The organism is Arthrobacter sp. G119Y2 (assembly GCF_038069765.1).
Taxonomy (GTDB): Bacteria; Actinomycetota; Actinomycetes; order Actinomycetales; family Micrococcaceae; genus Arthrobacter_B.
Window position 1 is genome coordinate 410,792 of the sequence record NZ_JBBPFS010000002.1, and the last position, 24,259, is coordinate 435,050.

Annotated in this window: 18 protein-coding genes; 13 read left to right on the forward strand and 5 right to left on the reverse strand. The window is 66.3% G+C overall.

Features of this window, described 5'->3' with window-relative positions; translation table 11 throughout:
* Positions 1 to 3: 3 nt before the first annotated feature.
* Positions 4 to 1,347: a glycerophosphoryl diester phosphodiesterase membrane domain-containing protein gene (locus WKB88_RS05615; protein WP_341393548.1), complete on the reverse strand. Its 1,344-nt coding sequence runs from the start codon at positions 1,345 to 1,347 to the stop codon at positions 4 to 6.
* A 281-nt stretch (positions 1,348 to 1,628) separates the two neighbouring features.
* Between WKB88_RS05615 and mtrA the strand changes: the two genes are divergently transcribed.
* The 7 genes from mtrA to secA all read left to right on the forward strand — a co-directional run bounded on the left by mtrA (position 1,629) and on the right by secA (position 12,056).
* On the forward strand, positions 1,629 to 2,306 hold the full coding sequence (gene mtrA, locus WKB88_RS05620; RefSeq protein WP_341393549.1) for an MtrAB system response regulator MtrA: 678 nt from the start codon (positions 1,629 to 1,631) through the stop codon (positions 2,304 to 2,306).
* Positions 2,278 to 4,014 carry an MtrAB system histidine kinase MtrB gene (gene mtrB, locus WKB88_RS05625; protein WP_341393550.1) on the forward strand — a complete coding sequence of 579 codons (1,737 nt, stop codon included), beginning with the start codon at positions 2,278 to 2,280 and terminating at the stop codon, positions 4,012 to 4,014. The genes mtrA and mtrB overlap by 29 nt, the downstream gene beginning before the upstream one ends.
* Before the next feature lie 37 nt (positions 4,015 to 4,051).
* Positions 4,052 to 5,761 carry an LpqB family beta-propeller domain-containing protein gene (locus WKB88_RS05630; RefSeq protein ID WP_341393551.1) on the forward strand — a complete coding sequence of 570 codons (1,710 nt, stop codon included), beginning with the start codon at positions 4,052 to 4,054 and terminating at the stop codon, positions 5,759 to 5,761.
* A gap of 105 nt (positions 5,762 to 5,866) precedes the next feature.
* The gene (locus WKB88_RS05635; RefSeq protein WP_341393552.1) at positions 5,867 to 6,772 is read left to right on the forward strand and encodes a ComF family protein; all 906 of its coding nucleotides are present in this window, start codon (positions 5,867 to 5,869) and stop codon (positions 6,770 to 6,772) included.
* 163 nt (positions 6,773 to 6,935) lie between these two features.
* Complete coding sequence (hpf, locus tag WKB88_RS05640; protein WP_341393553.1) at positions 6,936 to 7,685, forward strand: ribosome hibernation-promoting factor, HPF/YfiA family; 750 nt, start codon at positions 6,936 to 6,938, stop codon at positions 7,683 to 7,685.
* A gap of 287 nt (positions 7,686 to 7,972) precedes the next feature.
* Complete coding sequence (locus WKB88_RS05645) at positions 7,973 to 9,181, forward strand: winged helix-turn-helix domain-containing protein (protein WP_341393554.1); 1,209 nt, start codon at positions 7,973 to 7,975, stop codon at positions 9,179 to 9,181.
* Between the two features lie 91 nt (positions 9,182 to 9,272).
* Entirely contained in the window at positions 9,273 to 12,056 is a 2,784-nt protein-coding gene (gene secA / locus WKB88_RS05650; protein WP_341393555.1) for a preprotein translocase subunit SecA, read from the forward strand.
* Here secA and WKB88_RS18205 read toward each other — a convergent pair.
* A complete protein-coding gene (locus WKB88_RS18205) occupies positions 12,015 to 12,695 on the reverse strand; it encodes an Rv3235 family protein (RefSeq protein ID WP_445818875.1) in 681 nt (226 codons plus the stop codon). The two genes, secA and WKB88_RS18205, sit on opposite strands and share 42 nt — an antisense overlap.
* Before the next feature lie 71 nt (positions 12,696 to 12,766).
* Positions 12,767 to 13,549, reverse strand: coding sequence for a LysM peptidoglycan-binding domain-containing protein (locus WKB88_RS05655; protein ID WP_341393556.1), 783 nt, complete (start codon positions 13,547 to 13,549; stop codon positions 12,767 to 12,769).
* A 200-nt stretch (positions 13,550 to 13,749) separates the two neighbouring features.
* On the opposite strand from WKB88_RS05655, the gene WKB88_RS05660 reads away from it, so the two are divergent.
* On the forward strand, positions 13,750 to 14,298 hold the full coding sequence (locus tag WKB88_RS05660; RefSeq protein ID WP_341393557.1) for a hypothetical protein: 549 nt from the start codon (positions 13,750 to 13,752) through the stop codon (positions 14,296 to 14,298).
* A 28-nt stretch (positions 14,299 to 14,326) separates the two neighbouring features.
* Here the strand turns inward: WKB88_RS05660 and WKB88_RS05665 are convergent, their stop codons facing one another.
* Positions 14,327 to 14,560 (reverse strand): helix-turn-helix domain-containing protein, encoded by a 234-nt coding sequence (locus tag WKB88_RS05665; RefSeq protein WP_341393558.1) that lies wholly within the window; start codon positions 14,558 to 14,560, stop codon positions 14,327 to 14,329.
* A gap of 206 nt (positions 14,561 to 14,766) precedes the next feature.
* Between WKB88_RS05665 and WKB88_RS05670 the strand changes: the two genes are divergently transcribed.
* From WKB88_RS05670 to WKB88_RS05685, 4 genes are all read left to right on the forward strand, one after another.
* On the forward strand, positions 14,767 to 15,414 hold the full coding sequence (locus tag WKB88_RS05670; protein WP_341393559.1) for an SAF domain-containing protein: 648 nt from the start codon (positions 14,767 to 14,769) through the stop codon (positions 15,412 to 15,414).
* On the forward strand, positions 15,411 to 16,772 hold the full coding sequence (locus WKB88_RS05675; RefSeq protein WP_341393560.1) for an AAA family ATPase: 1,362 nt from the start codon (positions 15,411 to 15,413) through the stop codon (positions 16,770 to 16,772). The genes WKB88_RS05670 and WKB88_RS05675 overlap by 4 nt, the downstream gene beginning before the upstream one ends.
* 84 nt (positions 16,773 to 16,856) lie before the next feature.
* The gene (locus WKB88_RS05680; RefSeq protein WP_341393561.1) at positions 16,857 to 21,698 is read left to right on the forward strand and encodes an NAD-glutamate dehydrogenase; all 4,842 of its coding nucleotides are present in this window, start codon (positions 16,857 to 16,859) and stop codon (positions 21,696 to 21,698) included.
* Positions 21,699 to 21,720: 22 nt separating this feature from the next.
* Positions 21,721 to 23,202 carry a sensor histidine kinase gene (locus WKB88_RS05685; protein WP_341393562.1) on the forward strand — a complete coding sequence of 494 codons (1,482 nt, stop codon included), beginning with the start codon at positions 21,721 to 21,723 and terminating at the stop codon, positions 23,200 to 23,202.
* An 81-nt stretch (positions 23,203 to 23,283) separates the two neighbouring features.
* Here WKB88_RS05685 and WKB88_RS05690 read toward each other — a convergent pair whose 3' ends face one another.
* Entirely contained in the window at positions 23,284 to 23,532 is a 249-nt protein-coding gene (locus WKB88_RS05690) for a WhiB family transcriptional regulator (protein ID WP_104052537.1), read from the reverse strand.
* Positions 23,533 to 23,779: 247 nt separating this feature from the next.
* Between WKB88_RS05690 and WKB88_RS05695 the strand changes: the two genes are divergently transcribed.
* The gene (locus WKB88_RS05695; RefSeq protein WP_341393563.1) at positions 23,780 to 24,217 is read left to right on the forward strand and encodes a hypothetical protein; all 438 of its coding nucleotides are present in this window, start codon (positions 23,780 to 23,782) and stop codon (positions 24,215 to 24,217) included.
* The last annotated feature ends 42 nt before the right edge of the window (positions 24,218 to 24,259 follow it).

The following is a 24,259-nucleotide window of genomic DNA, read 5'->3' on the forward strand; positions in this document are numbered from 1 at the left end:
CGGTCACAGGCCGGTGCCCCGGGCCCGGCCGGGTACGAGGTCGGGATTGCCGGTCCCGGCCAGCTCCTGCTCCTTCATCAGCGCGATATCGAAGCCCTCGCGGCGGATCCGCAGGTCAACATAGAGCAGCGAGGTCACTGCTGCCTGGAAGGCGTATCCGATGGCGCTGAAGAAGGCCGTGACGGCCACGTTCAGTGCCACCAGCGCCACTGCGGCAGCGGGACCCGCTTCGCCCCCGCTGCCAAAGGCGCCGACAAGACCCAGCAGCAGGCCCACGGGAGTGCTGATCACCGAAGAAACGATGGTCACCAGCAGTAAAGTAAGCGCCAGGATCCCGAAGGACCGCCAGAAATTGCCCCGCGTCAACTGCCAGGAACGGCGGATGGACGCGAAGACGCCGGCCGGTTCCAGCACCAGGGCTGCCGGTGCCAGGGCAAGCTTGACCGCCAGCCAGACGGCGACGGCGATGAGAGCCAGAACGCCGACAATGACCACCGCGACGCCGGCCGGTCCCAAGGTGTCCACGACCAGCACCAGGGCAACGGCGAAGGCCACTACTCCGGCGATGAGGATTACCGTCAGCAGCACCCCCAGTCCCGCGAGCGGCAGCAACCGCCTGCCGGAGAGCTTCCAGGTCTGGGCGAACCCTGTTTTGAGGTTCAGGATGGACCGTGCAACCGGTACAACCAGCATTCCCTGCAGCAGCAGGACGCCAATGACGGACACGATGGTCAGGAGCGTTCCGGAGGTCAGCACCGGGCCGACTGCCTGCCCGGCCGTACCGAAGTCTTCGTCCAGAACCACCGGGGAAACCACGTTGCGGACAAAAAAGAGCGTCAGGACGGCCACGACGGCCTGAATCAGGAGAGCTGTTCCGAAGGTCGCCGCCGGATTTTTGCGGCAGGCCTGGAAGGCTCCGTCCAGCAGCTCACCCAGTCCCAGCGGCCGAAGCGGGATAACTCCCGGTTTGGGCGGGGGCGCCCACTGGCCCTGCTGTGGAAAGGCGCCCCACGGCTGGCCGGGCTGGCCCTGCTGGCCGGGCGGGGGAAAGCCGGGAGTGCCCCACTGCTGGCCGGGCTGGCCCTGCTGGCCCTGCTGGCCGGGCGGGGGAAAGCCGGGAGTGCCCCACTGCTGGCCGGGCTGGCCCTGCTGGCCCTGCTGGCCGGGCGGGGGAAAGCCGGGAGTGCCCCACTGCTGGCCCTGGCGCTCCCAGGGGTTCTGCGGCGGTGCCGGCTGGCCCCACGGCGGCGCGGGCGGTGGTACCGCCGGTACTCCGGTTCCGTCCCCGGGCCCGGAAGGCTGCTCCCGCTCCCGCGGGGTCTCGCCGTTGTGATTGTCCTGACCCAAGGTGTGCCCCCAAAAGAGTTGTTTGCCCTTATCCGACTATAGTTCCAGACTGCTGCGTGCGTCCCCGGGAGAAACCGCCGGAAACTATGTCCTCTAGGATGAGAGGGATATCGTCAGCTGTCACAGTTTCGCAGGGCCCGGCGGATGTTTGGCATCCTTGGACAGCAGGCAGAGACAGCGGGCAGAAGGTCCGGCGGGAAAACCCTGCCCGGCCCGGGGGCCTGCAGGGCAGGCACCGCAACGAAGAACCGGTTTGAGCAGTCAGCCGGGGACAGGGAGTTATGAAGGCACGCATATTGGTCGTGGACGACGACGAAGCACTGGCCGAGATGATCGGAATTGTGCTCCGCAACGACGGGTTCGACCCTGTCTTCTGCGCGGACGGCTCCAAGGCACTGGAGATCTTCCGCGGCTCAAAGCCCGATCTGGTGCTGCTGGACCTGATGCTGCCCGGAATTGACGGCATCGAGGTGTGCCGGCAGATCCGCGGCGAGTCGGACGTTCCCATTGTCATGCTGACCGCCAAGTCCGACACCTCCGACGTTGTCCGCGGACTGGAATCCGGAGCCGACGACTACGTGCCCAAGCCGTTCAAGCCTGCCGAACTCGTTGCACGGGTGCGGGCCCGCTTGCGTCCCGGCGACACCAAGACCCCCGAATCCCTGAGCATCGGAGAAGTCTCCATCGACGTCGCGGGACATGTCGTCTCGCGCGGTTCGGAGACCATATCGCTGACGCCGCTGGAATTCGACCTCCTGGTGGCCCTGGCCCGGAAGCCCTGGCAGGTGTTTACCCGTGAAATGCTGCTTGAGCAGGTTTGGGGCTACCGCCATGCCGCGGACACCCGGCTGGTCAACGTCCATGTGCAGCGGCTTCGTTCCAAAATTGAACGCGATCCCGAAGCACCCGAAATTGTTCTGACGGTGCGCGGTGTCGGTTACAAAGCCGGCCAGAGCTAGGCGCTCGCGGACGTCGGCTCTGAGGGCCGACGTCCTGCCGGCAGCGGCGCGGACTCTCCGCCGGCTCCGCGACGCGCTGCGTAAAGCTACCTTCCAGCGGATCGCCCGCCGCTGGCGGCGTTCCCTGCTGTTCAAGACGGTGGTCTCGACCCTGCTGCTGGTCACCTTGGCCTGTGCGGGAGTGGGCGCTTTTTTATCCCACCAGATTGCCGGTGCCCTCTATGAGGAGCGCCTGAGCCAGTTCCAGTCCGAGGCAACCGCAGGACTGAACTCGGCGAAGGAGAACTTCCGGACCACTGCGGCAACGGACCGTGAAGGAACCGAGCGCCTGGTCTCCAACACGCTCTCGCTGCTGGAGGGACAGGGTGCGGACGCCCGCCGGCTGTACCTGCTCACACCCCTGCCGGACCAGGAACAGAATTTGTTTGTCTCCCAGACCCTGGGGGAAGGGATTACGGCCGGCAGCATCCCGGAGACGCTGAGCGCCTCCATCCGCAGCATCGATGTCAACGCCGATCAGGACACCATCCACTGGTCCCCGCTGGCTCTGGCTCACGGCGAGCCGGGCCTGGCCTTCGGCACCAAAGTGACCCTGCCGCCCGACAGTGCCGAGTACGCCCTGTACCTGATTTACGACCTGGATTCGATGCAGCAGACGCTGGACGATATTCACCGCATCCTGTGGATCGCCGGCGGGCTCCTGCTCGCGATCATCGGCACCATCGCCTGGATCGTTGCGAAGGCAGGGGTGGGAGCAGTCAGCGACGCCGCAGCCGTGTCCGAAAAGCTGGCGGCCGGCGAGCTCCAGGAACGGATGGTGGTCAAGGGCGAGGACGAAGTTGCACGGCTGGCCGCGTCCTTCAACCACATGGCCGCAACCCTGCAGGACCAGATCACCCAGCTGGCCCAGCTTTCACGCATGCAGCAGGTTTTCGTGTCCGATGTCTCCCACGAGCTGCGCACCCCGCTGACCACCGTGCGGATGGCCGCGGAGGTCCTGTACGACGCGCGTGAAGGCTTTGATCCCATTAGCCGCCGATCCACCGAACTGCTGTACCACCAGGTGGAGCGCTTCCAGGCACTGCTGGCCGACCTGCTGGAAATCTCCAGGTTCGACGCCGGCGCCGCATCCCCTGACCTGGAACCCACTGACATCTTTACCGTGGTCCGCGAGGTCATGGAAGCAACGGAACCGCTGGCCCTGAACATTGGCTCGCCGGTCACCATTGTCTCCAAGGAGACAAGCTGCATGGTCGATGCGGATCCGCGGCGCATCGAACGGATTCTGCGGAACCTTGTGGTCAACGCCCTCGAGCACGGTGAGGGCCAGCCGATAGAAATCGCCATCGGATCCAACATCGACGCCGTCGCCGTGGCGGTGCGCGATCACGGCATCGGCATGACCGACGACGAAGCGTCCCGCGTGTTCGACCGCTTCTGGCGTGCTGATCCGGCCCGGGCGCGGACCACCGGGGGGAGCGGCCTCGGGCTGTCCATCGCGGTGGAGGACGCGCTGCTGCACGGCGGCCTGCTCCAGGCCTGGGGCCGGCCCGGTGACGGAGCGTGCTTCCGCCTCACCCTGCCCCGCCGCCATGGTGTACCGTTCTCGGATTCACCTGTACCGCTCTCACCGTATGACAGCGGCCGGGGGCCCCGTGCCCTGGCCGGCCCGGTATCACCAGCCGAGGAGAAGACCGATGCCAGCTAGCCCCGCCTCCGTGCGGCCGTTCGCCCGGCTGCTCCTTATGGCTATGGCAGTACTGGCTGTGCTTTCCGGCTGCTCGTCCATTCCGACGACGGGGCCCGTGGGGACGGCATCCGCCCACAGCGACGGGAATGCGCTGGTGGACACCTTCGCCCTGGCGCCGCGCGGGCCCAGCGAAACCGGCGGGGAAACCCCTGAAGAAATCCTGCAGGGATTCATTACGGCTGGAACCGGAGCTGCCGACGACTACAGCGTGGCGCGCGAGTTCCTCACCGGTGCCGCCGCCGAGACGTGGAATCCCACGGAACGCGTGCTCATCTACGGTGCCGATCCCAATATCGTTCCGGCCGCCGACGGGAACGGCTACTCCATCCGTCTGGAAGTGGTGGGCTCGGTTGATAACCGCGGGATCCGGACGGACCGGGCCTCCGGCACCACCGAAACCCTCTCGGCCAAGCTGGAACAGGAAGACGGGCAGTGGAGGATCAGCTCCGTCCCCAACGGCATCATGGTCTCGGAGGTCAGTTTCTCCCTGCTGTTCCTCTCGCACAATCTCTACTTTTATTCGAGCAGCTACGACTTTTGGGTGCCCGACACCCGCTGGTTCGTGCAGAAGTCGGGCATCGCGGCCAACGTGGTCAAGGCCATGCTGGAGGGGCCGGCCCCCTATCTGCAGGGGGCCGTCAGCAGCGCCTTCCCTGCGGGCACCTCGCTGGCGCGGGATGCCGTCCCGGTGGTGTCAGGCGCAGCGACAGTGGATCTCTCCGCCGATGTCCTGCAGGATTCGAGCGACTTGAACCGGCAGCAGATGGCACTGCAGCTGCGGCAGAACCTGGGCAACCTGAACAACGTCAATTCGGTGACCATGACGGTGAACCAGCGTTCGGTGGATCTGGGTAAGGAAAGCGGTGAGCTGATTGAGCCGGTGGCCGACCCGGAGGTCGGCGGCACGCAGATCGCCGCGTACGGAAATGAACTGGTCTACTTCAAGGACGGCCAGCCGCAGCTGATCGACGGTATTCCCAGCGTGGCCGAGCACGGGCCCCGGGACCCGGCGCTGTCCCTGGACCTGGCCACTATCGCTTTCCTGAACGGAGACCGGTCGGCCCTGTTCCTGACCGGTCCCAACCAGGACGTCCGCCGGGTCGCAACCGGCAGTTCACTGACACCCCCCAGCATAGATCCGGGCAGGTGGACGTGGACGGCGTCGCAGACAGGCACCGGTTCCTCGATCCTGGCGCTGCCGCCCGGCGGGACTTCGGAGAACGTCCTGTCTCTGCCCGTTCCCTGGCTGGCGGAAACCAGCATCTCGGAACTGCGCATTTCCCGTGACGGGACGCGTGCCCTGCTGGTCGCCACCCAGGGCGGGCGCAGCCAGGTGCTGGTGGCCGGGATCGTGCGCGACGCCGACGGCGTTCCGCGCACGTTGACCACTCCGCTGGAACTGGCTGTTACTGCGGATCCGGGTTCGGGGATCCCGGTGGCCGTTTCGGTGGACCGGGCCAAATGGGTCTCCGAAGATTCCATCGCGGCAGTGCAGACCTCGGCTGACGGAGAGGCCACCCCGTTCATCCTGAACCTGGGCGCCGGGCCCGAGCCGCTGGCCGCCCTGACCGGCATCACCGGCCTGAGCGCAGGCAAGGGGGAGCAGGACATTTACGTCCATACCCAGTCGGCCGTCTACAAGCGGATGGGCAACAGCTGGTACGAGGTGGCCGCAGGGCTGACCGATCCGGCGTTCCCCGGCTAGCCACTGCTCCTGCACACCCGGGGCCGAGGGCCGAGCGTCCGGGCCGCTGTCCCCGTTGGCCCCCGGCTGCGGACTCCCGGCGGGCCAGGCGGCCATGCTGTCCCCATGGGTATCTTTCCTCGATCATTCTCCGGAGCGGCCAGGACGGCGGACCGGTGGCGGCAGCATCCCGCCCCGGCCGCGGCGGGTGCCGCCGGTGCGGAGCTGGCAGCGGCCCTGCTGCCGACGTCGTGCGTGGTGTGCGGGGCAGCGGATTCAACGCTCTGCCCGGGCTGCCGGCGCACCGTCCGCCGCAGCGGGACGCGCCCCTACTACGCCCACGAAGCAGCCGAGCTGCTCCCTCGGGCCGAAGCGGAAGCAGGCCGCACGTTGTTGGCCGGAGTTGAGCCGCCGGTGCTGCCAGTCCTGGCTGCGGGGCGGTACTCCGGCAGCCTCGCCCGGGTGTTGCTGGCGTACAAGAACCACGGACGAACGGATCTTGCCCCTGTGCTGCGGCCCATACTGGCCGGGGCGCTGCACCGGGCCGCCGACGACGCCGGACGGCACGGTTTGGTGCTGGTGCCCGTCCCGGGAACCGGGCGCGCCCTGCGCCGCCGGGGCTACAGTCCGCTGGGGCTGCTCCTCGGCACCCTGCGGGCCAGAGGGCTGCTCCCCGCCCAAACCTCCCTGCAACCGCTCGTCCGGCAGTCCCGGGGCGGGCCGGGGCGCCTGCTGCGTGCGGGGCATGTGCACGCGGCCGTCCCGGGAAGACCCGGCAAGAGCCAGAAACATCTCGGACGAAAAGGGCGCCGGACCAATGTTTACGGAACTATGACGGCGGGAAAGGCCGGTTTGCTGGCGGGCGTCCGCTGTCTCCTGGTCGATGATGTCCTGACCACGGGGTCCACCATCGCGGAAGCCGCACGCGCGCTGAGGGCGGCCGGAGCACGGGTGGAGGCGGCCGTGGTCATCGCGGCAACCCCGGCTCCGTCACGTGACGCAGGTAACACAAACGGGGGAATCCTAGCCTAAACCGGACGGCTTAAATAATCGGAATGTCCGGAGGTGAATAACCTTGTGCGGTGATCTAACGTGTTGGTATGGATAGCTTCAAGAAGAGGAGCTTTCCTGCGGCAGCGGTCGCAGATTTTGGCAGCGGCCGTTGCTGTGTCACCGAAATCTATTGGAGGGCACCATGGAATTCATGATCAGCGGACGCAACGTTGCAGTATCCGACCGGTTCCGGGAATATGCCGAGGAACGAATCGCCAAGGTCGAGAACCTGGCCAACAAGGTCCAGCGCGTCGACGCACGAATCACCAAGCAGCCCAACGTCCGCGAGGCAGACAGCTCTCTTACCGTGGAACTGACCGTCATCGGCAGGGGCCCGGTGGTCCGGGCCGAAGCGACCTCGGGCGACAAGTTCGCAGCCTTTGACCTGGCCTACGCCAAACTCATTGAACGTCTCCGTCGAGCCAGCGACCGCCGAAAGGTCCATCACGGCCGGCACACTCCGGTCGCCGTGCGGGTTGCCACCGCGGACCTGGATACGGTCAGCAGCAGCGAACCGCTGCACGTGCAGATGGAGAACGCTGCTGCTGCCGCCGATGCCGGCACAGCCGCCGATGCCGGCTCTGCAGTTGAAGCGGAGGTAGACGAATCCGGAGCCGTTGAGCCCGCGGATGACTGCCCTGTCCTGATCCGGCGCAAGGTTTTCCCGGGTGCCCCCATGAGCCTTGACGCCGCCGTGGACAACATGGAGCTGGTAGGCCACGATTTCTATCTGTTTGTGGATTCCGCCACCGGAGCCCCCTCCGTCGTCTACCGCCGCAGGGGCTGGACCTACGGCGTCATTACCCTTGATTCCCGCTGCGCCGAGGGTTCCGAGGACCTGCGGGAAGAAACGCGGGCCTACCGGCCTTCGGAAGGAGCCGCCACCGCTTAAGAGGCGGTGACGTCAGGCAGTGCCGATGTCAGGCGATGTCGTAGGGGCAGTGTCGTTGTAAGGCAGTGTCGTTGTAAGGCAGTGTCGTTGCAAGGCAGCGCCGATATAGGGCAGCGTCCCTGTAAGGCAGTGACGGAGGCCCCCGGGGCGATGGACCGTATAACCGGCCATCCACCGGGGGCCTTCTGCTGCGGTCCCGCTTTTCAGGGACCGGACGTTTCCAGGGACCGAACGGCGGGTGCCCGGAGTGTCTGAACCTGCACGGCGGTCCGCCTAGGATGGGCTTCATGGAACCAACCCTTACTGCCCGCCAGGCGCGCCTCACGGCACTTCGCGCCCAGGGCTTGGCAAAGGGACGCCCCGGAAAGGTCACCGCCGGTTCGGTGCGCCGGGTCTTTGAGCAGCTGCATCTGCTGCAGATCGACTCGGTCAATGTGCTCTCCCGCAGCCACTACCTGCCCCTGTTCTCGCGTCTGGGGCCGTATGACACTGCCATTCCCGACAGGCTGGCTTCCAGGGCGCCTCGCCGGATGGTGGAGTACTGGGCCCATGAAGCGAGCTACGTCCGCCCCGAACTCTTTGCGGACCTGCGAACCGTCCAGCGCCGCGTGTGGATGACGGCGCATTCGGTTCCCCCCGAAGTCAAGGCAACGCTGAGCGAGCAGATCATGGCACTGCTGGAAGTGTCGGCACCGCTGACTGCGCGGGAAGTAGAGGCGCGGATCGGCGGCAGCAGCGCTAAGCCGGCCGAGAACTGGGGATGGAACTGGCATGCCTCGAAGCGGGTGCTCGAGGACCTCTTTGCCGCTGGACTGCTCAGTTCCGCCGGACGCACGGCCCAGTTTGAGCGGCTGTATGCACCAACCGCCGATGTGCATCCGGCGGGGGCTTCAGCCCTTGAATCTGCCGATCCCCGGGAGGCGGTCCTGCGACTCACCGAAGCAGCGGCCCGGGCGCACGGGGTTGCCACCGTCCGCTGCCTGGCAGACTATTTTCGGCTGCTCCAGGGGGAGACGGCAGAGGCGGTGGACACGCTGGTCAGAACGGGACAGCTGCAGCGGGTGCGTGTTGCCGGCTGGAAGGCTCCGGCCTACCTCCACGCGGAGGCGGTTATTCCCCGCCGTGCTTCCGCCCGGGCCCTGCTGAGCCCCTTCGATTCGCTGGTCTTCGAACGGAAACGGCTCCAGGCGCTCTTCGGCTTCCATTACCGCCTCGAGATTTACACCCCGCCGGCCGCCCGCCGTTACGGATATTATGTGCTGCCCTTCCTGCTGGGAGACGTCTTCGCAGCCAGGGTGGACCTCAAGGCGGACCGGCTCAACAAGGTCCTGCTGGTGCAGGCGGCACACCGCGAAGAGGGCGCTCCCGCCGATACAGCCGTTGAGCTTGCCGCTGAACTGCGTATGATGGCTGATTGGCTGGGGCTGGACGACGTTATGGTAAAACCATCAGGTGATCTGGCGGGGGCACTGAAACTGGCAGTACGCCGGGAATAGGCCTGCCGGGGGAACCCCTGCACACCGCGAAACGTCTCTCACGTAGACTGGGGACGCCAGAATTAGGCAACACTAGATTGGGAGCAAATCAGTGGCATCACTACTCGAACGGGTTCTTCGTACAGGCGATAAGAAGACGCTGAAGACGCTGCGCAACTACGCCGATGCGATCAACGTGCTCGAGGACGAGTACAGGGGCATGACGGACGCCGAGCTTCGGGGCGAGACGGACCGCTTCAAGGAGCGCTACGCCGACGGCGAAAGCCTGGACGACCTCCTCCCTGAAGCCTTCGCCGCCGTCCGCGAAGCTGCGGGCCGCACCCTGGGCATGCGCCACTTCGACGTCCAGATGATGGGCGGGGCCGCCCTGCATCTGGGCAACATTGCCGAAATGAAGACCGGTGAAGGCAAGACCCTCGTTGCCACCGCTCCCGCCTACCTCAATGCCCTTACCGGCCGCGGCGTGCACATCGTGACGGTCAACGACTACCTCGCGGAATACCAGTCGGAACTGATGGGCCGCGTCTTCCGGTTCCTGGGCATGACCAGCGGCTGCATCCTGTCCAACCAGGACCCCGCCGTCCGCCGCGAGCAGTACGCCGCCGACATCACGTATGGAACCAACAACGAGTTCGGTTTCGACTATCTCCGGGACAACATGGCCTGGAGCGCTGCGGAACTGGTTCAGCGCGGCCACCACTTCGCGATCGTTGACGAGGTGGACTCCATCCTCATTGACGAGGCACGTACTCCGCTCATCATCTCCGGTGCTGCCAGCGGCGACGTCAACCGCTGGTACACCGAGTTCTCCAAGGTGGTGCAGCGCCTGACCCTGGACACCGACTACGAGGTGGACGAGAAGAAGCGCACTGTGGGTGTGCTGGAGGCCGGCATTGAAAAGGTCGAGGACTACCTCGGCATCTCCAACCTGTACGAAGCAGCCAACACGCCGCTGATCGGCTTCCTGAACAACGCCATCAAGGCCAAGGAACTGTTCAAGCGCGACAAGGACTACGTGGTCCTCAACGGCGAAGTCATGATCGTTGACGAACACACCGGCCGCATCCTGGCCGGCCGGCGCTACAACGAGGGCATGCACCAGGCCATCGAAGCCAAAGAAGGCGTCACCATCAAGGCCGAAAACCAGACACTGGCCACGGTGACACTGCAGAATTACTTCCGGCTCTACGAGAAGCTGGCCGGCATGACCGGTACGGCCGAAACCGAAGCAGCCGAGTTCATGAGCACGTACAAGCTCGGAGTGGTGCCCATTCCGACCAACCGGCCGATGGCCCGGATCGACCAGCCCGACCTGATCTACAAGAACGAAATTGCCAAGTTCGACGCCGTCGTCCAGGACATCGCGGAGCGCCATGCGGCCGGGCAGCCCATCCTGGTGGGCACCACCAGCGTGGAGAAGAGCGAGTACCTCTCCAAGCAGCTGGCCAAGGCCGGGATCCGGCACGAGGTCCTCAACGCCAAGAACCACGCACGTGAAGCTGCCATCGTCGCCCAGGCCGGGCGCAAGGGCGCGGTCACCGTTGCCACCAACATGGCCGGCCGAGGCACTGACATCATGCTTGGCGGCAACGCTGAATTCAATGCGATTGCCGAGCTGGAACGGCGGGGGCTGGACCCGAGCGAGAACCCGGACGAGTATGAAGCCGCGTGGCCCGATGCACTGGAAAAGGCCCGCGAAGCCGTCGCGGCCGAGCAGCAGGAAGTCATCGACCTGGGCGGACTCTACGTGCTGGGCACGGAGCGGCACGAGTCGCGCCGCATTGACAACCAGCTGCGCGGCCGCTCCGGCCGCCAGGGCGACCCGGGGGAGTCCCGCTTCTACCTATCGCTGACCGATGACCTGATGCGGCTGTTCAACTCCGGTGCCGCCGAACGCATCATGAACAGCTCGTCCATGCCCGACGACGTCGCGCTGGAATCAAAGCTCGTGTCCAAGGCCATCCAGAATGCCCAGGGACAGGTGGAGGGGCGGAACGCCGAGCAGCGCAAGAACGTGCTGAAGTACGACGACGTCCTGAACCGCCAGCGCGAAGCCATCTACGGCGACCGGCGCCGGATCCTCGAGGGCGGGGACCTGCAGGAAAAGATCGGGTTCTTCCTTGAGGACGTCGTCACGTCGATCGTTAACGAGGCCACGGCCGAGGGGCACGGCGACGACTGGGACTACGAGCAGCTCTGGACCAACCTCAAGACCCTGTACCCGGTGGGCCTGACCATTGACGAGGTTCTCGAAGAAGCCGGAGGCCGGTCCAAGGTCACCCGCGAGTTCCTGCAGGAGGAGATTCTCTCCGACGCAAAACTGGCCTACCAGGCACGCGAAGACGCGCTGGGCGCCCCCGCGATGCGTGAACTGGAACGCCGCGTTGTGCTCTCCGTCATCGGGCGCAAGTGGCAGGAACACCTCTACGAGATGGACTACCTCAAGGAGGGCATTGGCCTGCGGGCAATGGCGCAGCGCGATCCTCTGGTGGAATACCAGCGTGAAGGCTTCGTGATGTTCCAGACCATGACGGAGGCAATCCGCGAGGAGTCCATCGGCTACCTGTTCAACGCCGAGGTAAAGGTGAACCCGCCGGCGGCGGACGTTCCTCCGGCCCTCGCCGGGCTGAAGGACGGCCGGAGCGTCGTCGGCCAGCCGACCATCACGGCTGCGGGCCTTGAAGCGCCGCAGCGGCCCGCCAGCCTGCAGTTCTCCGCGCCCAACAGTGAAGGCGGGGTGGAGACACGGGTCGAGCGGGCGGCTTCGGCCAAGCCGGCGAAGGCCGGTACTGCCGGTACCGGAGGTTCTGCCTCCGTCGCCCAGAGCCGGAAGTCAGCGAAAACTGCCCCGAAAAAGGCCAAGCGCCGCAAGTAACTCCGAGGCGTTTGCCGGCCGGCAAACGCGTTTCGGCCGGCTAGCCGATCTCCAGGGCCGTAATTTTCCAGAGTCCGCGGCAACAACCGTGGCCTCGTAGATCCCCTCGGATACCGGGCAAATCCGGCAGCAGCGGATGACGACCTGCCGGTGCAGGCGCACCGGACGAGCTGCAGCATTTCCCCCTGCGCCTGCCCGGCCCCCGGGACCGGAGCCGCCGCGGGCAGCGGCCGACTCCCTGCTCCTCACCAGATTTGCCCTCAGCTGCAGGCGTTCAAAGCTTGACGGGTCAAGCCAGCGGGCCATCTGCTGAAGCGGGCGGGTCCCGCCGAGAACTTCCAGAGCCGCCTGGGTTACTGAACGCGCTATCGCATCCACCCGCGCGTCGTCCTCGGGGTCGCTGTGCCAGCGGGGGGCCTCCTGTGCATCGGCACCGGCATCGGCATCGGCACCGGCACCGGCCCCGGCCCCGGCCCCGGCCGGAGACGGCCGCCGCGGGCGGAGCTTGACGGGCGGCGCTCCCGCCGGGGAGTATCCGGTCACCGGGATGCGGTGTACCGTGAGCGGCCGCGGCGCACCGGAGGCTGCGGCGAGCTCATCTGCTGCTTCTTGGACGGGGAAAGTGATCACGGTGGTCATGGCGGCTGTCCTTTCCTGCAGAACCCGTTCTGGACGGGCGGCTGGTGGGGGCTGGGGTGAAGCCGGCGGCCTCACCGGCGGGGCGGCAGTTCGGGTGCTTCGAAGACCTGGCCCGGAATAATCAGGTGCGGGTCAGTGCCGATGACAGTGCGGTTGAGTTCGTACCAGCGCGGCCAGTGGGCAGCTATGTCGGCGTCTGTTGCCAGCGGGCCAAGCTGTTCCGCCGCGAGGCGCCACAAGGAATCACCGGCACGGACAACCACCGTCTGTACAGCCGGGTCGGAGCGTCCGGGACGAATAAAGACGTTGGTGGAAGGATCCTGCGAGCTGGGCCGCCACTGTGGAGTCACGGGGCTGTCCGCGGCAGGCGAGCCGGCAGCGGCCTGCCCCGGACCGCGCCCGGTCAGCTCCACGGTCGGTTCCCACTGCGGATGGACGGCTGCCTGCAGCGGGTGCTGCAGCATGGAGACGCTTTGTCCCGGATTCGCTCCGGGTAACGGGTCCGCCGCCTGTGCTGCTCCGGCACCTGTGATGAGGTTGATGCCAAGCACTGCAGCTGCGAGCCGTTTCATAAATGCAGGAGCGAGGGCGCCTGCGGCTGCCGCTGCGGCGGCATGTCCCGCCTTCTGGAGCACCGCGGACAGGACGGCGAGCACCAGGCCCAAACTCCACCACAGGGCGACGGCAAGGCCGGCGGCAGCGGCCGTGAAACCTGCCAGTCCCTGCAGGGAGGACACCGAGCCCGAAAAGAGGGTTGCCGGATCCGGGCGTGTTGCCAGCCCCGACCACAGGAGGACGGCAGCAGCTGCAAATCCTGATACCAGGAGAAGGATGTCCCGCAGATGGTCTCTCACGCCGTGCCCCCCTCCCTTGTTCCTTGTGGTTGATGCCTGTGTTTGATGCAGTTTGGTGCAGTTTGGTGCTGTTCAAACGCTTTGGCGACGTTTGGTGGCCCTTGTCTACATGCCGGTTGTGCCGCTGTCTAGAGTGATTTTGAGATTGTTTGGCACGAACGGCTGTAGTTGGGCAGACGGGTACCCGTTAGCCTGAGCACATGCGATGGGAAGCACTTTTTGCCGACATGGAGGCCCAAATGGCCTCTGTACACCAGATGGTCCAGGACTCGGAGGTATCCGAACGGCTGCGGACGGACTTTGCCGGCATGGAACTCGCCGCCCGGCTGCACAGCCAAATCGGCCGGCACCTGAAGGTGGATGTGGGCCTGCCCGGAGTTTTTGAAGGCGTTCTCAGCCATGTGGGCCGCGGATGGATCGTCCTTCAGGGCCGCAGGTCGTCCGTCGTCGCACTGAACCACGCGGTCCTGATCGCGGGCATGGACCGCTATTCTGCGGCGGAGGCGCCCGAAGCCCGGCTGGGCCTTGCCTCGGCGCTGCGGGGCCTGTCCCGGGACCGGGCGGCGGTGCAGGTGTATCTGGCCGGACAGCCGCCGGCTTCCGCCCTGGACGGCAGCGTTGACCGGGTCGGGAAGGACTTTTTTGAGCTGTCCCTGACACCGCGGGGCGAGCCCCGGCGTGCGGGCAGCGTTCGCGGCGCCGGTCTTGTGCCGCTGCATGCCGTGGCTGCGGTCTGTTCGGCCGGCTAGGTCACCTTCGGCCGGGGGGGCTTCGTTACTACTGCTGCGAAGCGGCGCTGTCCGGTGCGTCCTCGCGCTGTAGGACGGCCGATCGGCGGTAGGCCTCGGCGATAAATTCCTCCAGCACGCGGGATTCAACCCGCCACTGGCCCCGGCCCCCGATCTGGATGGCCGGAAGCTCTCCGGACCGCACCAGGGCATAGGTCTGCGACGAGGATATGTTCAACACCTCGCCGACATCGGCCAGTGTCAGGAACCTCTTTTCACCCACGTATCCGCCTCCGCTTCATTCGGCGCTACCGTCCGCCGCACCGTAGCCACCAGTCTCCCATCCAGCCGGGTGCTGGAGCCAAGTTATCCACACTTTGGAATTTCCCCCAAAACACCGTTTCCATCCGCGGATTTGTGGTCAACAATGGCAGCGATTGCACGTCCGGGGCTGTGCAGCCCCGGTTTCCAGTGCTACCAGGGGGAAAGATGAGTCTCACTACTGCTGTGCCGGCGTCTGCGCCGCGCCTGAAAAAACCGTCGTGGAAGGATCCCCGGCTGCTGCTGGGCATCATGCTGGTGCTCGCTTCCACCGCCGGCGTCGTCGCACTCGTGGGATCCGCTGACCAGACCACCGAGGTCTTCGTCGTGGATCGGAACATTCCGGTGGGGACCCCTGTCAGCGCGGAGGACTTTGCCGTAGTGCCGGTGCGGCTCGGCGACGTTTCAGGATCCTACCTTGCGGCGGCCGATGGAGTCCCCGGCGATTCGGTGGCTTCGACGCTGCTGCGGAAAGGCGAGCTGGTGGCCCGCAGCCACCTGGGCACCGCCGACGGACTGGACCGCAAACCGGTGGGGCTGCGGGTTGATGACCTCCTTCCCGCCGGAACAGAGGCAGGGTCCCGGGTTGACGTATGGGTAGCCCTGCCGAATGAGCGGAACGGCTTCAAGGAACCGCAGAAGATCCTTACGGCGGCGGAAATCTCGGAGCTGACCGTCGACGAGTCGGTGCTGGGCGCCAACCGGTCCACGCAAATCCTGGTCCTGGTGGACGAAGAGGACCTCCCCGGCCTGCTCAGCGCTCAGTCGAACGGTGCCAAGATCGCCGTCGTCCAGAACCCGGGCGCGGGCTCATGAATATCCCGGTGGTGACCGTGGGAAACGGCGTCGGCAATCTGGTCCAGGAACTGGAACGGCTCCACGGCCCGGTTACCGTTGTCCGCCGCTGCGCGGAACTGCCGGAGCTGGTGGCGGCCTGCCAGAGCGGGATCGCCCGTGCAGCCATCGTGGCCGACGACGCCGGCGAGGTCACTGCCGCCCTGGCCGAGCGTCTGGCCGCCTCGGGAGTGGCGCTGCTGGTGCTGGCGGACGACGAGGGCGCGCGGCAGCGGCTCAGCGCGCTGAGCATAGCCCACGCCCCCCGCGGATCAGCCGCCGAGATGCTCTCGGGGCTGGTGTCGGATGCCGTCGACGAGCTGGAAGGGCGGACGCCGTCCACGCTCCTGGCGGATCCGGCAGCGGCGCTGCGCAGCTGGTCGCTGGAGTCCCCGCCCGGAGCGGTCCGTCCGGCAAGCCGCGGCGATGCTTCCGCGGACGGAACCGGGCACGGGAAGGAAGCGGAGGAGGGCGGCTCCGGAGAGGAGGACCGGGAGGCCGGAACGATTGCCGCGGTGTGGGGACCCGCGGGTGCCCCAGGACGGACAACGTTTGCCGTGAACTACGCGGCGGAAGCAGCAGCGGATGGAAAGACAGTGCTCCTGATCGACGCCGACACCTACGGATCTTCCGTGGCGGCAAGCCTGGGACTGCTGGATGAATCCGCCGGCGTCGCGCAGGCCTGCCGGCTGGCCGATCAGGGGCTGCTGGACCGGCAGTCCCTGCTCCGCAGCACTCTGAGCGTTTCGCTGAAGGGGCGGCGCCTTCTGGTACTGACCGGGGTCACGCGGTCGGACCGCTGGATAGAGCTGCGGCCCACGGCCCTGGGCCTTGTCCTGGAACAGGCGCGGAAGGTGGCAGACCTGATCGTGATCGACTGCGGCTTCAGCCTGGAAGCTGACGAGGAGCTGAGCTTTGACACGATGGCCCCGCGGCGGAACGGCGCGACCCTGCGGGCCCTGGAACTGGCCGACACCGTGTATGCCGTGGGGGCAGCGGACTCGGTGGGGGTGCCGCGCCTGGTCCGCGCGCTCGCCGAGCTGGAAGCCGCAGTTCCCGGGGCAGCGCCCCAAGTGGTGCTCAACAAGGTCCGTGCGGCCGCCGTCGGGCGCTCCCCGGAACGCCAGCTGCGGGACGCCTGGGAAAGGTTCGGCCCCGGAATCCCGGTTACGGCCTTCCTGCCGGCGGACTTCGCCACGGTGGATGCAGCTCTACTGGCCGGCTCTGCACTGCTGGAAACCGCGCCGTCCTCGCCGCTGCGGCAGGCCATTGCTGCGCTCGCCGGTGTCAGGGCTCCCACAAGGCGCAGGCTGAGGCGGGTGGTAGCGGTTGCAAAGTGACCTTTTCATCCTTGCGGGATAGGCTCAAGTAAGGCCGCCCGCAAAGAAGCGGGGGGCAAGAAGGCTACAACGGAGGCGTATTACATGTCGTCTGGATCCCGTATTCCGGATCTACCAGGTACCGACGATTCCCTGGATGAATTTATAGGGAACTACTACGAGCATCTGGCAGGGGAAGACGCAGACGGATATCCGCGCTCATCCCTGCGTGAAAGGGCCGAGCGCCACCGCGAGATCGGCTCGCTGCGGGCCGAGGGCCAGGCATCGGTAGCCGTCTTCGACCAGGGCGATGCCAGCATTGTCCTGATCGTCACCGACGACATGCCGTTCCTCGTGGACTCCGTGACGGCGGAAATCGTTCGGCAGAACGCCGCCATCCGGCTCGTTGTGCACCCGACGTTCCTGGTCAGCCGTGACCGGGAAAGCGGAGAACTGCAGGCGGTGCACCGGGTGCCGGCGGCCGCAGGGGTCTCCAGCGGCGACACTGCGGCGCTGCCCAATCTCTCGGCCCTGCTGGGACGGCAGGACGAGACCACCCGCATTGAATCCTGGATAGCGGTCGAGGTCGCGCGCCTGCCTGACGAAGCGCGGCGCGAGCTCATCGGGGGACTGGGCAAGGTCCTGGAGGACGTGCGCCTGGCCGTCACCGACTGGCCCGCAATGCGCGCCAAGGTCCATGAGGTTTCACGCTCCCTCGAGGACGCGGCGAACTGCGGACAGGTTCCCGACGTGCAGCAGGCACGCGAACTGCTGTCCTGGCTGGACAACGGCAACTTCACCTTCCTGGGCTACCGCGAATACGACCTCATCAATGAAGACGGGGAAGACGTCCTGCGGGTCAGCGAGGACAAGGGGCTGGGGCTGCTGCGCCGCGCCTCCGGCGCCGGGCGGGTCCAGCACCTGACCAGTGCAGGCAGGGCAAAGGCGCGCGAAAAGCGCGCCCTGGTCATCACCAAGGCAAACTCACGCTCTACCGTGCACCGTGCCGCCTACCTGGACTACATCGGCATCAAGCGCTTCGACGCGCAGGGCAACGTGAACGGGGAACGCCGCTTCATCGGCCTGTTTTCCACCGGCGCCTACACCGGTTCGGTCCGCAACGTGCCGATCGTGCGGGACAAGGTCCGCGAGGTCATGCAGCGTGCAGGGTTCCCGGCCGATTCACACTCGGGCAAGGACCTGCTCTCCATCCTGGAAACCTATCCGCGCGACGAGCTGTTCCAGATAGACGTGGACGCCCTGCTGGACACCGCCCGCAGCATCCTCCGGCTGCAGGAGCGGCGCCGGACCCGGCTGTTCCTGAGGCCCGACGTTTACGGCCGGTTCATGTCCGCCCTGGTCTTCCTGCCGCGGGACCGGTACAACACCTCGGTGCGCCTGCGCATCCAGGACGAGCTGCGCTCAACGTTCAAGGCCGAGTCCATCGACTTTGAGGCCCGGCTGACCGAGTCTGCGCTGGCCCGGATCTTCTTCCGGATCCGCCTTCCGCGCGGCGCCGAGATCGGGGAACTGGACGCCTCGGCTCTGGAGCAGCGCCTGGTGCAGGCCGCCCGCTCCTGGAGCGAGGGCATCGGCGAGGTGCTCCGCTCCAAGTTCAGCCGCGACACCGCCGGAAGACTCTCGACCCTGTGGGCCGAAGCTTTCCCCGCCGACTACCGGGTGAGCTATGAAGTGGAAGATGCCCTCGAGGACATCGCCCGCCTGGAAGCCCGCGCCGCGGCACCGGACACCGCTCCCGAACTGTTTGTCTATGTTCCGGAACCTGCCAAGCGCAGCGGCGGTGAGGACGCACGGCTGAAGCTCTACCTGCTGCAGCCGCGCTCCCTGTCGCAGATCCTGCCCATCCTGCACAACCTCGGCCTGGAGGTGCTCGACGAACGTCCCTTCGAAATCAGGAGGGGAGACGGCACCACCTTCCACCTCTATGACCTGGGCCTGAAGTACCCGGCGGGCATGGACCCGGAGAAAACCGGTTCGCTGCTGGCCGAAGCCTTCGGTGCCGCCACCACCGGCGCCAGTGAGTCGGACTACTTCGACCGGCTCATCATGGAGCTGGGGCTGTCCTGGCGCCAGGTCGTGATCCTGCGCAGCTACGCCAAGTACATGCGCCAGCTGGGCAACACCAATTCCTATGGCTTCGTTGCCGGCACTCTGCGGCGCAACCCCGACGTCGCACGGGCCCTGGTGGGGCTGTTCGAAGCACGTTTCGACCCGGACCTGTCGGAGGATGAACGCACTGCAGCTGAAGAAGCGGCGCGCAATGCCCTCGATGCCGGCCTGGAGCAGGTACCCACCCTGGACGCCGACCGGGTCCTGCGCACCGTGGCGAACCTGATCAACGCCACCCTGCGCACGAATTTCTACCAGGACAAGCCGTACGTCAGCTTCAAGCTCAACACCGCCGTCATCGAGGGTGCGCCCTTCCCCCGGCCCAAGTACGAAGTCTGGGTCTACTCCCCGCGGGTGGAAGGCGTGCACCTGCGCTTCGGCGAGGTGGCACGGGGCGGTCTGCGCTGGTCCGACCGGCGTGAGGACTTCCGCACCGAAATCCTCGGCCTGGTGAAGGCACAGACGGTGAAAAACGCCGTCATCGTGCCCACCGGAGCCAAGGGCGGCTTCTACGCCAAGCAGCTGCCGGATCCCGCTGCCGACCGCGGCGCCTGGATGGAAGAGGGCAAGGAAAGCTACCGCACCTTCATCCGCGCCCTGCTGGACATCACCGACAACCTGGTGATTTCCGACGGCGTCGAGCAGGTGGTGCCGCCGCAGCGCGTCGTGCGCCACGACGGCGACGACAGCTACCTCGTGGTGGCCGCGGACAAGGGCACAGCGTCCTTCTCCGATATCGCCAACGCCCTCTCGGCGGAGTACGGCTTCTGGCTCGGCGATGCCTTCGCTTCCGGCGGCTCCGTCGGCTACGACCACAAGGCCATGGGCATCACGGCCCGGGGTGCCTGGGAATCGGTCAAGCGCCACTTCAGCGAGCTGGGAGTGGACACGCAGACCGAGTCCTTCACCGCCGTCGGTGTGGGCGACATGAGCGGTGACGTCTTTGGCAACGGGATGCTCCTCTCCGAGCACATCAAGCTGGTGGCGGCGTTTGACCACCGCCACATCTTCCTGGACCCCAACCCCGACCCCGCCGCCTCGCATGCGGAGCGGCGCCGGCTCTTCGAACTGCCCCGGTCTTCATGGGCCGACTACGACGCTTCGCTGATCAGCACCGGCGGCGGAGTGTTCCCGCGCCAGTCCAAGAGCATTCCGCTGAGCCCGGAGGTCCGCGAGGTCCTGGGCCTGGAGGAATCGGTGACGAAGATGAGCCCGCCGGATCTGCTGCGGGCCATCCTCAAGGCCCCGGCCGACCTGCTCTACAACGGTGGCATCGGCACCTATGTGAAGGCATCCACGGAGACCAACACCGAGGTGGGGGACAAGGCCAACGACGCGATCCGCGTGGATGGACGCGACCTGCGGGTCAAGGTGATCGGCGAAGGCGGAAACCTGGGCATGACGCAGCGCGGACGCATTGAAGCGGCGCGCGCCGGAGTCATCCTTAACACCGACGCGATCGACAACTCCGCCGGCGTGGACTGCTCCGACCACGAAGTCAACATCAAGATCTTCGTGGACCGGATGGTGGCCGCAGGCCGCCTCGACCCGGCCGAGCGTTCCGAGTTCCTGCATTCCATGACCGATGAAGTCGGCCGCCTGGTCCTGCAGGACAACAAGGACCAGAACATGCTCCTGCTCAACGACCGCCGGCATGTCGTCGAGTGGAGCCCCAGCTTTGAGCGGCTGATGGACTGGCTCGAGAAGCACGCGGACCTGAACCGCGAGCTGGAAGCCCTGCCGACCAACGCCGAGCTGCGGGCACGGGTGGCGGCCGGCGAAGGCCTCACCTCCCCGGAGCTTTCGGTGCTGGCTGCCTACGCCAAGATTGAACTGACCAAGGCGCTGACCAACTCCGACCTGGCGGACGATCCCTACTTCGCCGGCACACTGCGCCGGTACTTCCCGAAGCAGCTGGTGGAGCGGTTTGACGACCAGCTCGAGACCCATCCGCTGCGCCGCGAGATCATCTCCACGATGGTGGCCAACGACATCATCAACATCGGCGGAATCACCTTCGCGTTCCGCGTGATCGAAGAGACCTCAGCCACCGAGTCCATGGTGGCGAGGGCGTTCAGCGCCCTCCGGGAGATCTACGAGATCGACGGCGTCATCGAGGTCCTCAACGGACTTCCGGCGAGCTTCTCCACGCAGAAGTGGACCACCATCCACCTGGACATGCGCCGGCTGCTGGACCGGGCCGTACGCTGGTTCATCAATCACGTGGGGCGCGGCAGCACCATCGACGAGGACATCGCGGCCTTCAAGCCGGTCATCGGCCCGCTGCGCGCAAACCTGCTGGACTACCTGCAGGGAGCGGACCGGGAACGGTTCCAGGCGGCCCTGAAACGGGCCGGCGAATGGCAGCTTCCCGAGGACCTGGGCACCTACTGGGCGGAAATGTTCGAGAGCTTCGGGCTCCTGGACATCGCGCTCCTGGCGGCCAAGCGGGTGGACGAACCGGCGGCGAACATTGCCGGCGTTTACTTTGTCCTCTACGAGCGGTTCGGCGTTGATGACCTGCTGGAGCGCATCACCAAGCTGCCCCGGGGGGACCGCTGGCAGGCGCTGGCCCGGGCGGCGCTGCGTGACGACCTGTACTCCACTGTGGCAGACATGACCGTGGCTGCCCTGAAGGCAACGGCCGGACAGGCGGGGGAGGATCCCCTGAAGCGGGTGGACCTGTGGGCCGAGGAGAATGCCGACAATTTGGAACGTGCCCGGGTGATGTTCAACGATGTCAATAAGCTCGAGCACGACGACATGGCTTCCCTCTCGGTTGCCCTGCGGCTGCTGCGCTCCATCGTTCGACGCTAGAAACAACTAAGAAAAAGAGACTGTGGCCATATTTACCGATCCCATCAAGGAACATGCCGATTTTGGACCGGGGGATGCGGAGTGGCTGCACCTCCTGGTCGGCGACTGGCAGCTGGTCGCCGACCTGGCCTTCGCCGACCTGGCGCTCTGGTTTCCACTGCCGGACGGAAGCTACGTGGCACTCGCGCACGCCCGCCCCTCGACGTCGCACACTGTTTTTCACAGTGACTTCGTCGGGGAGCGGATCCGTGCGGACCTGCAGCCGCTGGTGGACAAGGCCAGGGCCAGCCAGGTCATCGAGCGTTCCAGTGAAACTGACTGGACCTCGGAAACGGCCATGCGGGTGGAGGCCATCCCGTTTGTCCGCAACGGCCGCACGCTGGCCGTGGTCACCAGCCACATGGACCTGTCTTCATCGCGCATGCCCTCGCGGCTGGAGCTGACCTACCGGCAGTGCGCCTACGACCTGCTGAGGATGGGAACCCTCGGGCTGTGGCCGGACTTCGCGACGCCCACCGGCTCGCGCCGGGGTGCACCGCGCGTCGGCGACGGGTTAATCCGGATGGACGCCGACGGCGTCGTGCAGTATGCCTCTCCCAACGGGGTCTCCGCGTTCCGACGCCTGGGGGACATGGAGACCCTGGAGGGACGTTCCCTCGCGGAAATCACGACGGCGCTGCTGAAGGACCGCCGCATGGTGGACGAGACGCTGCCCCTGGTGGTGACCGGCCGCATGCCGTGGCGCACCGAGATCGAGTCCCGCGGCGTCAGCCTGTCCCTGCGGGCCATACCGCTGCGGGACGAAAAGGAGCGGTTCGGTGCGCTGGTGCTGTGCCGGGACGTTTCCGAACTCCGCCGCCGCGAAATGGAACTGGTGTCCAAGGACGCGACGATCCGTGAGATCCACCACCGGGTCAAGAATAACCTGCAGACAGTGGCGGCCCTGCTGCGCATGCAGTCCCGGCGCATGGAGAGCGAAGAGGGCAAACAGGGTCTGGCGCAGGCCATGCGCCGTGTCTCCACCATCGCCCTGGTCCATGAGACGCTCTCGCAGGGGCTGACGCAGAATGTGAACTTCGACGAGCTCATTGACCGGCAGTTCCGGCTGGCAGCCGAGGTGGCCTCGCCCACCCAGCGGGTCCGCACCGAGAAAGAAGGATCCTTCGGCGAGCTTCCGAGCGACTTCGCGACGCCGCTGGCACTGGTGATCAACGAACTGGTGACAAACGCCGTCGAGCACGGGCTCTCCGAACGCCAGGGAACCGTGTGGCTCAGCGCGGCCCGGCAAATGGGTCCGGATGCCGAGGAGATCCTGACGGTAACGATCGCCGACGACGGCGTGGGCCTGCCGCCGGGACCGCGCCGGGAAGGGCTGGGGCTGCAGATCGTCCGAACCCTGGTTCAAAGCGAGCTGGACGGGACCATCGAATGGTCCTCCCGGCCCGGCGGCGGCACCGAGGTGCGCATTGAGATGGGCCTGGACGCCGAATCCCGCAGGAGCTGACCGGTTAAAAACCAAGGGCCGCTGCGTGAAGCAGCGGCCCTTTCAAAGTCTTCCGGACAAATGTCCGCAGGTAGTACGTCCCTAGGACGCGCGACGTGCACGTGCGGCACGGCGCTTCAGCGCACGGCGCTCGTCTTCGCTCATACCGCCCCAGACGCCTGCGTCCTGGCCGGTTTCGATAGCCCACTGGAGGCAGGTATCCATAACCGGGCATCGGCGGCACACACTCTTGGCTTCTTCGATCTGAAGAAGAGCCGGGCCGGTGTTGCCCACAGGAAAGAACAGCTCCGGATCTTTGTCCAGACACGCTGCGCGGCTCCGCCAATCCATGCTAATCACAATCTCCTCTAATAGTTGACTCCCACGTGTTTGTGAAAACATTCACGAGCAACTGCAAACGAAAGGGGCCAGCTCCGGCCCCTGATTTCCCCAACTACTAGGATTCCACGATAAGGAAACCCAGACAAGGGTTAATATGCTCTTACTTTGCGCCAGACCATGAGGGATGCATCACAGCGCCCCGGGTGGGGGACCGGGGACTTGGGCGTCCTCCGACTATCTCCGGTAGTGTGCCAGTGTGTCAAGACCCCAAGAGCCGCACCCGGGCGCCGGTCATCCGGCCCCGCGTCCGCCGGCAGTTTTCATAATCTCCGCCGTTCTGGTCCTGGAAGCCCTTGCCCTGCTGGGTGTGGCCGGCTGGTACGTGTACAACCTCCTCACCGTTGCGCCGGTCTCCATGGGAGGCGCCGTCTTCACGACGGTCCTGATCGCGGCTGCCGGCATCTGGCTGCTGGCCCTCGGCCACTTCTTCTTCCGCGGATACCGCTGGACCCGGGCCGGCACGCTGGTCTTCCAGCTTTTCGCGGTGGTGATCGCCGTGCCGACCCTCCAGGGCGGAGTGATCCTGACGGGCCTGCTCCTGCTGCTGCCGGCTGCGGCAGTGCTCCTGCTGCTGTTCACCCGGCCGGTGCTTGACCACACCAGCAAAATCTCGGGCGACCCCAAGGCGTTCTAGCCGTTTCCGGCACGCGTGGCCGCTGGGCTGCCGTGTTCATTC

Bases quoted from the DNA above. Each gene is read 5' to 3' on its own strand.
- WKB88_RS05680 (WP_341393561.1), top strand. From the start codon at position 16,857: ATGTCGTCTGGATCCCGTATTCCGGATCTACCAGGTACCGACGATTCC.
- WKB88_RS05660 (WP_341393557.1), top strand. From the start codon at position 13,750: ATGCGATGGGAAGCACTTTTTGCCGACATGGAGGCCCAAATGGCCTCT.
- WKB88_RS05630 (WP_341393551.1), top strand. From the start codon at position 4,052: ATGGCTATGGCAGTACTGGCTGTGCTTTCCGGCTGCTCGTCCATTCCG.
- WKB88_RS05635 (WP_341393552.1), top strand. From the start codon at position 5,867: ATGGGTATCTTTCCTCGATCATTCTCCGGAGCGGCCAGGACGGCGGAC.
- WKB88_RS05690 (WP_104052537.1), bottom strand. From the start codon at position 23,532: ATGGATTGGCGGAGCCGCGCAGCGTGTCTGGACAAAGATCCGGAGCTG.
- WKB88_RS05675 (WP_341393560.1), top strand. From the start codon at position 15,411: ATGAATATCCCGGTGGTGACCGTGGGAAACGGCGTCGGCAATCTGGTC.
- WKB88_RS18205 (WP_445818875.1), bottom strand. From the start codon at position 12,695: ATGACCACCGTGATCACTTTCCCCGTCCAAGAAGCAGCAGATGAGCTC.
- hpf (WP_341393553.1), top strand. From the start codon at position 6,936: ATGGAATTCATGATCAGCGGACGCAACGTTGCAGTATCCGACCGGTTC.
- WKB88_RS05670 (WP_341393559.1), top strand. From the start codon at position 14,767: ATGAGTCTCACTACTGCTGTGCCGGCGTCTGCGCCGCGCCTGAAAAAA.
- WKB88_RS05645 (WP_341393554.1), top strand. From the start codon at position 7,973: ATGGAACCAACCCTTACTGCCCGCCAGGCGCGCCTCACGGCACTTCGC.
- mtrA (WP_341393549.1), top strand. From the start codon at position 1,629: ATGAAGGCACGCATATTGGTCGTGGACGACGACGAAGCACTGGCCGAG.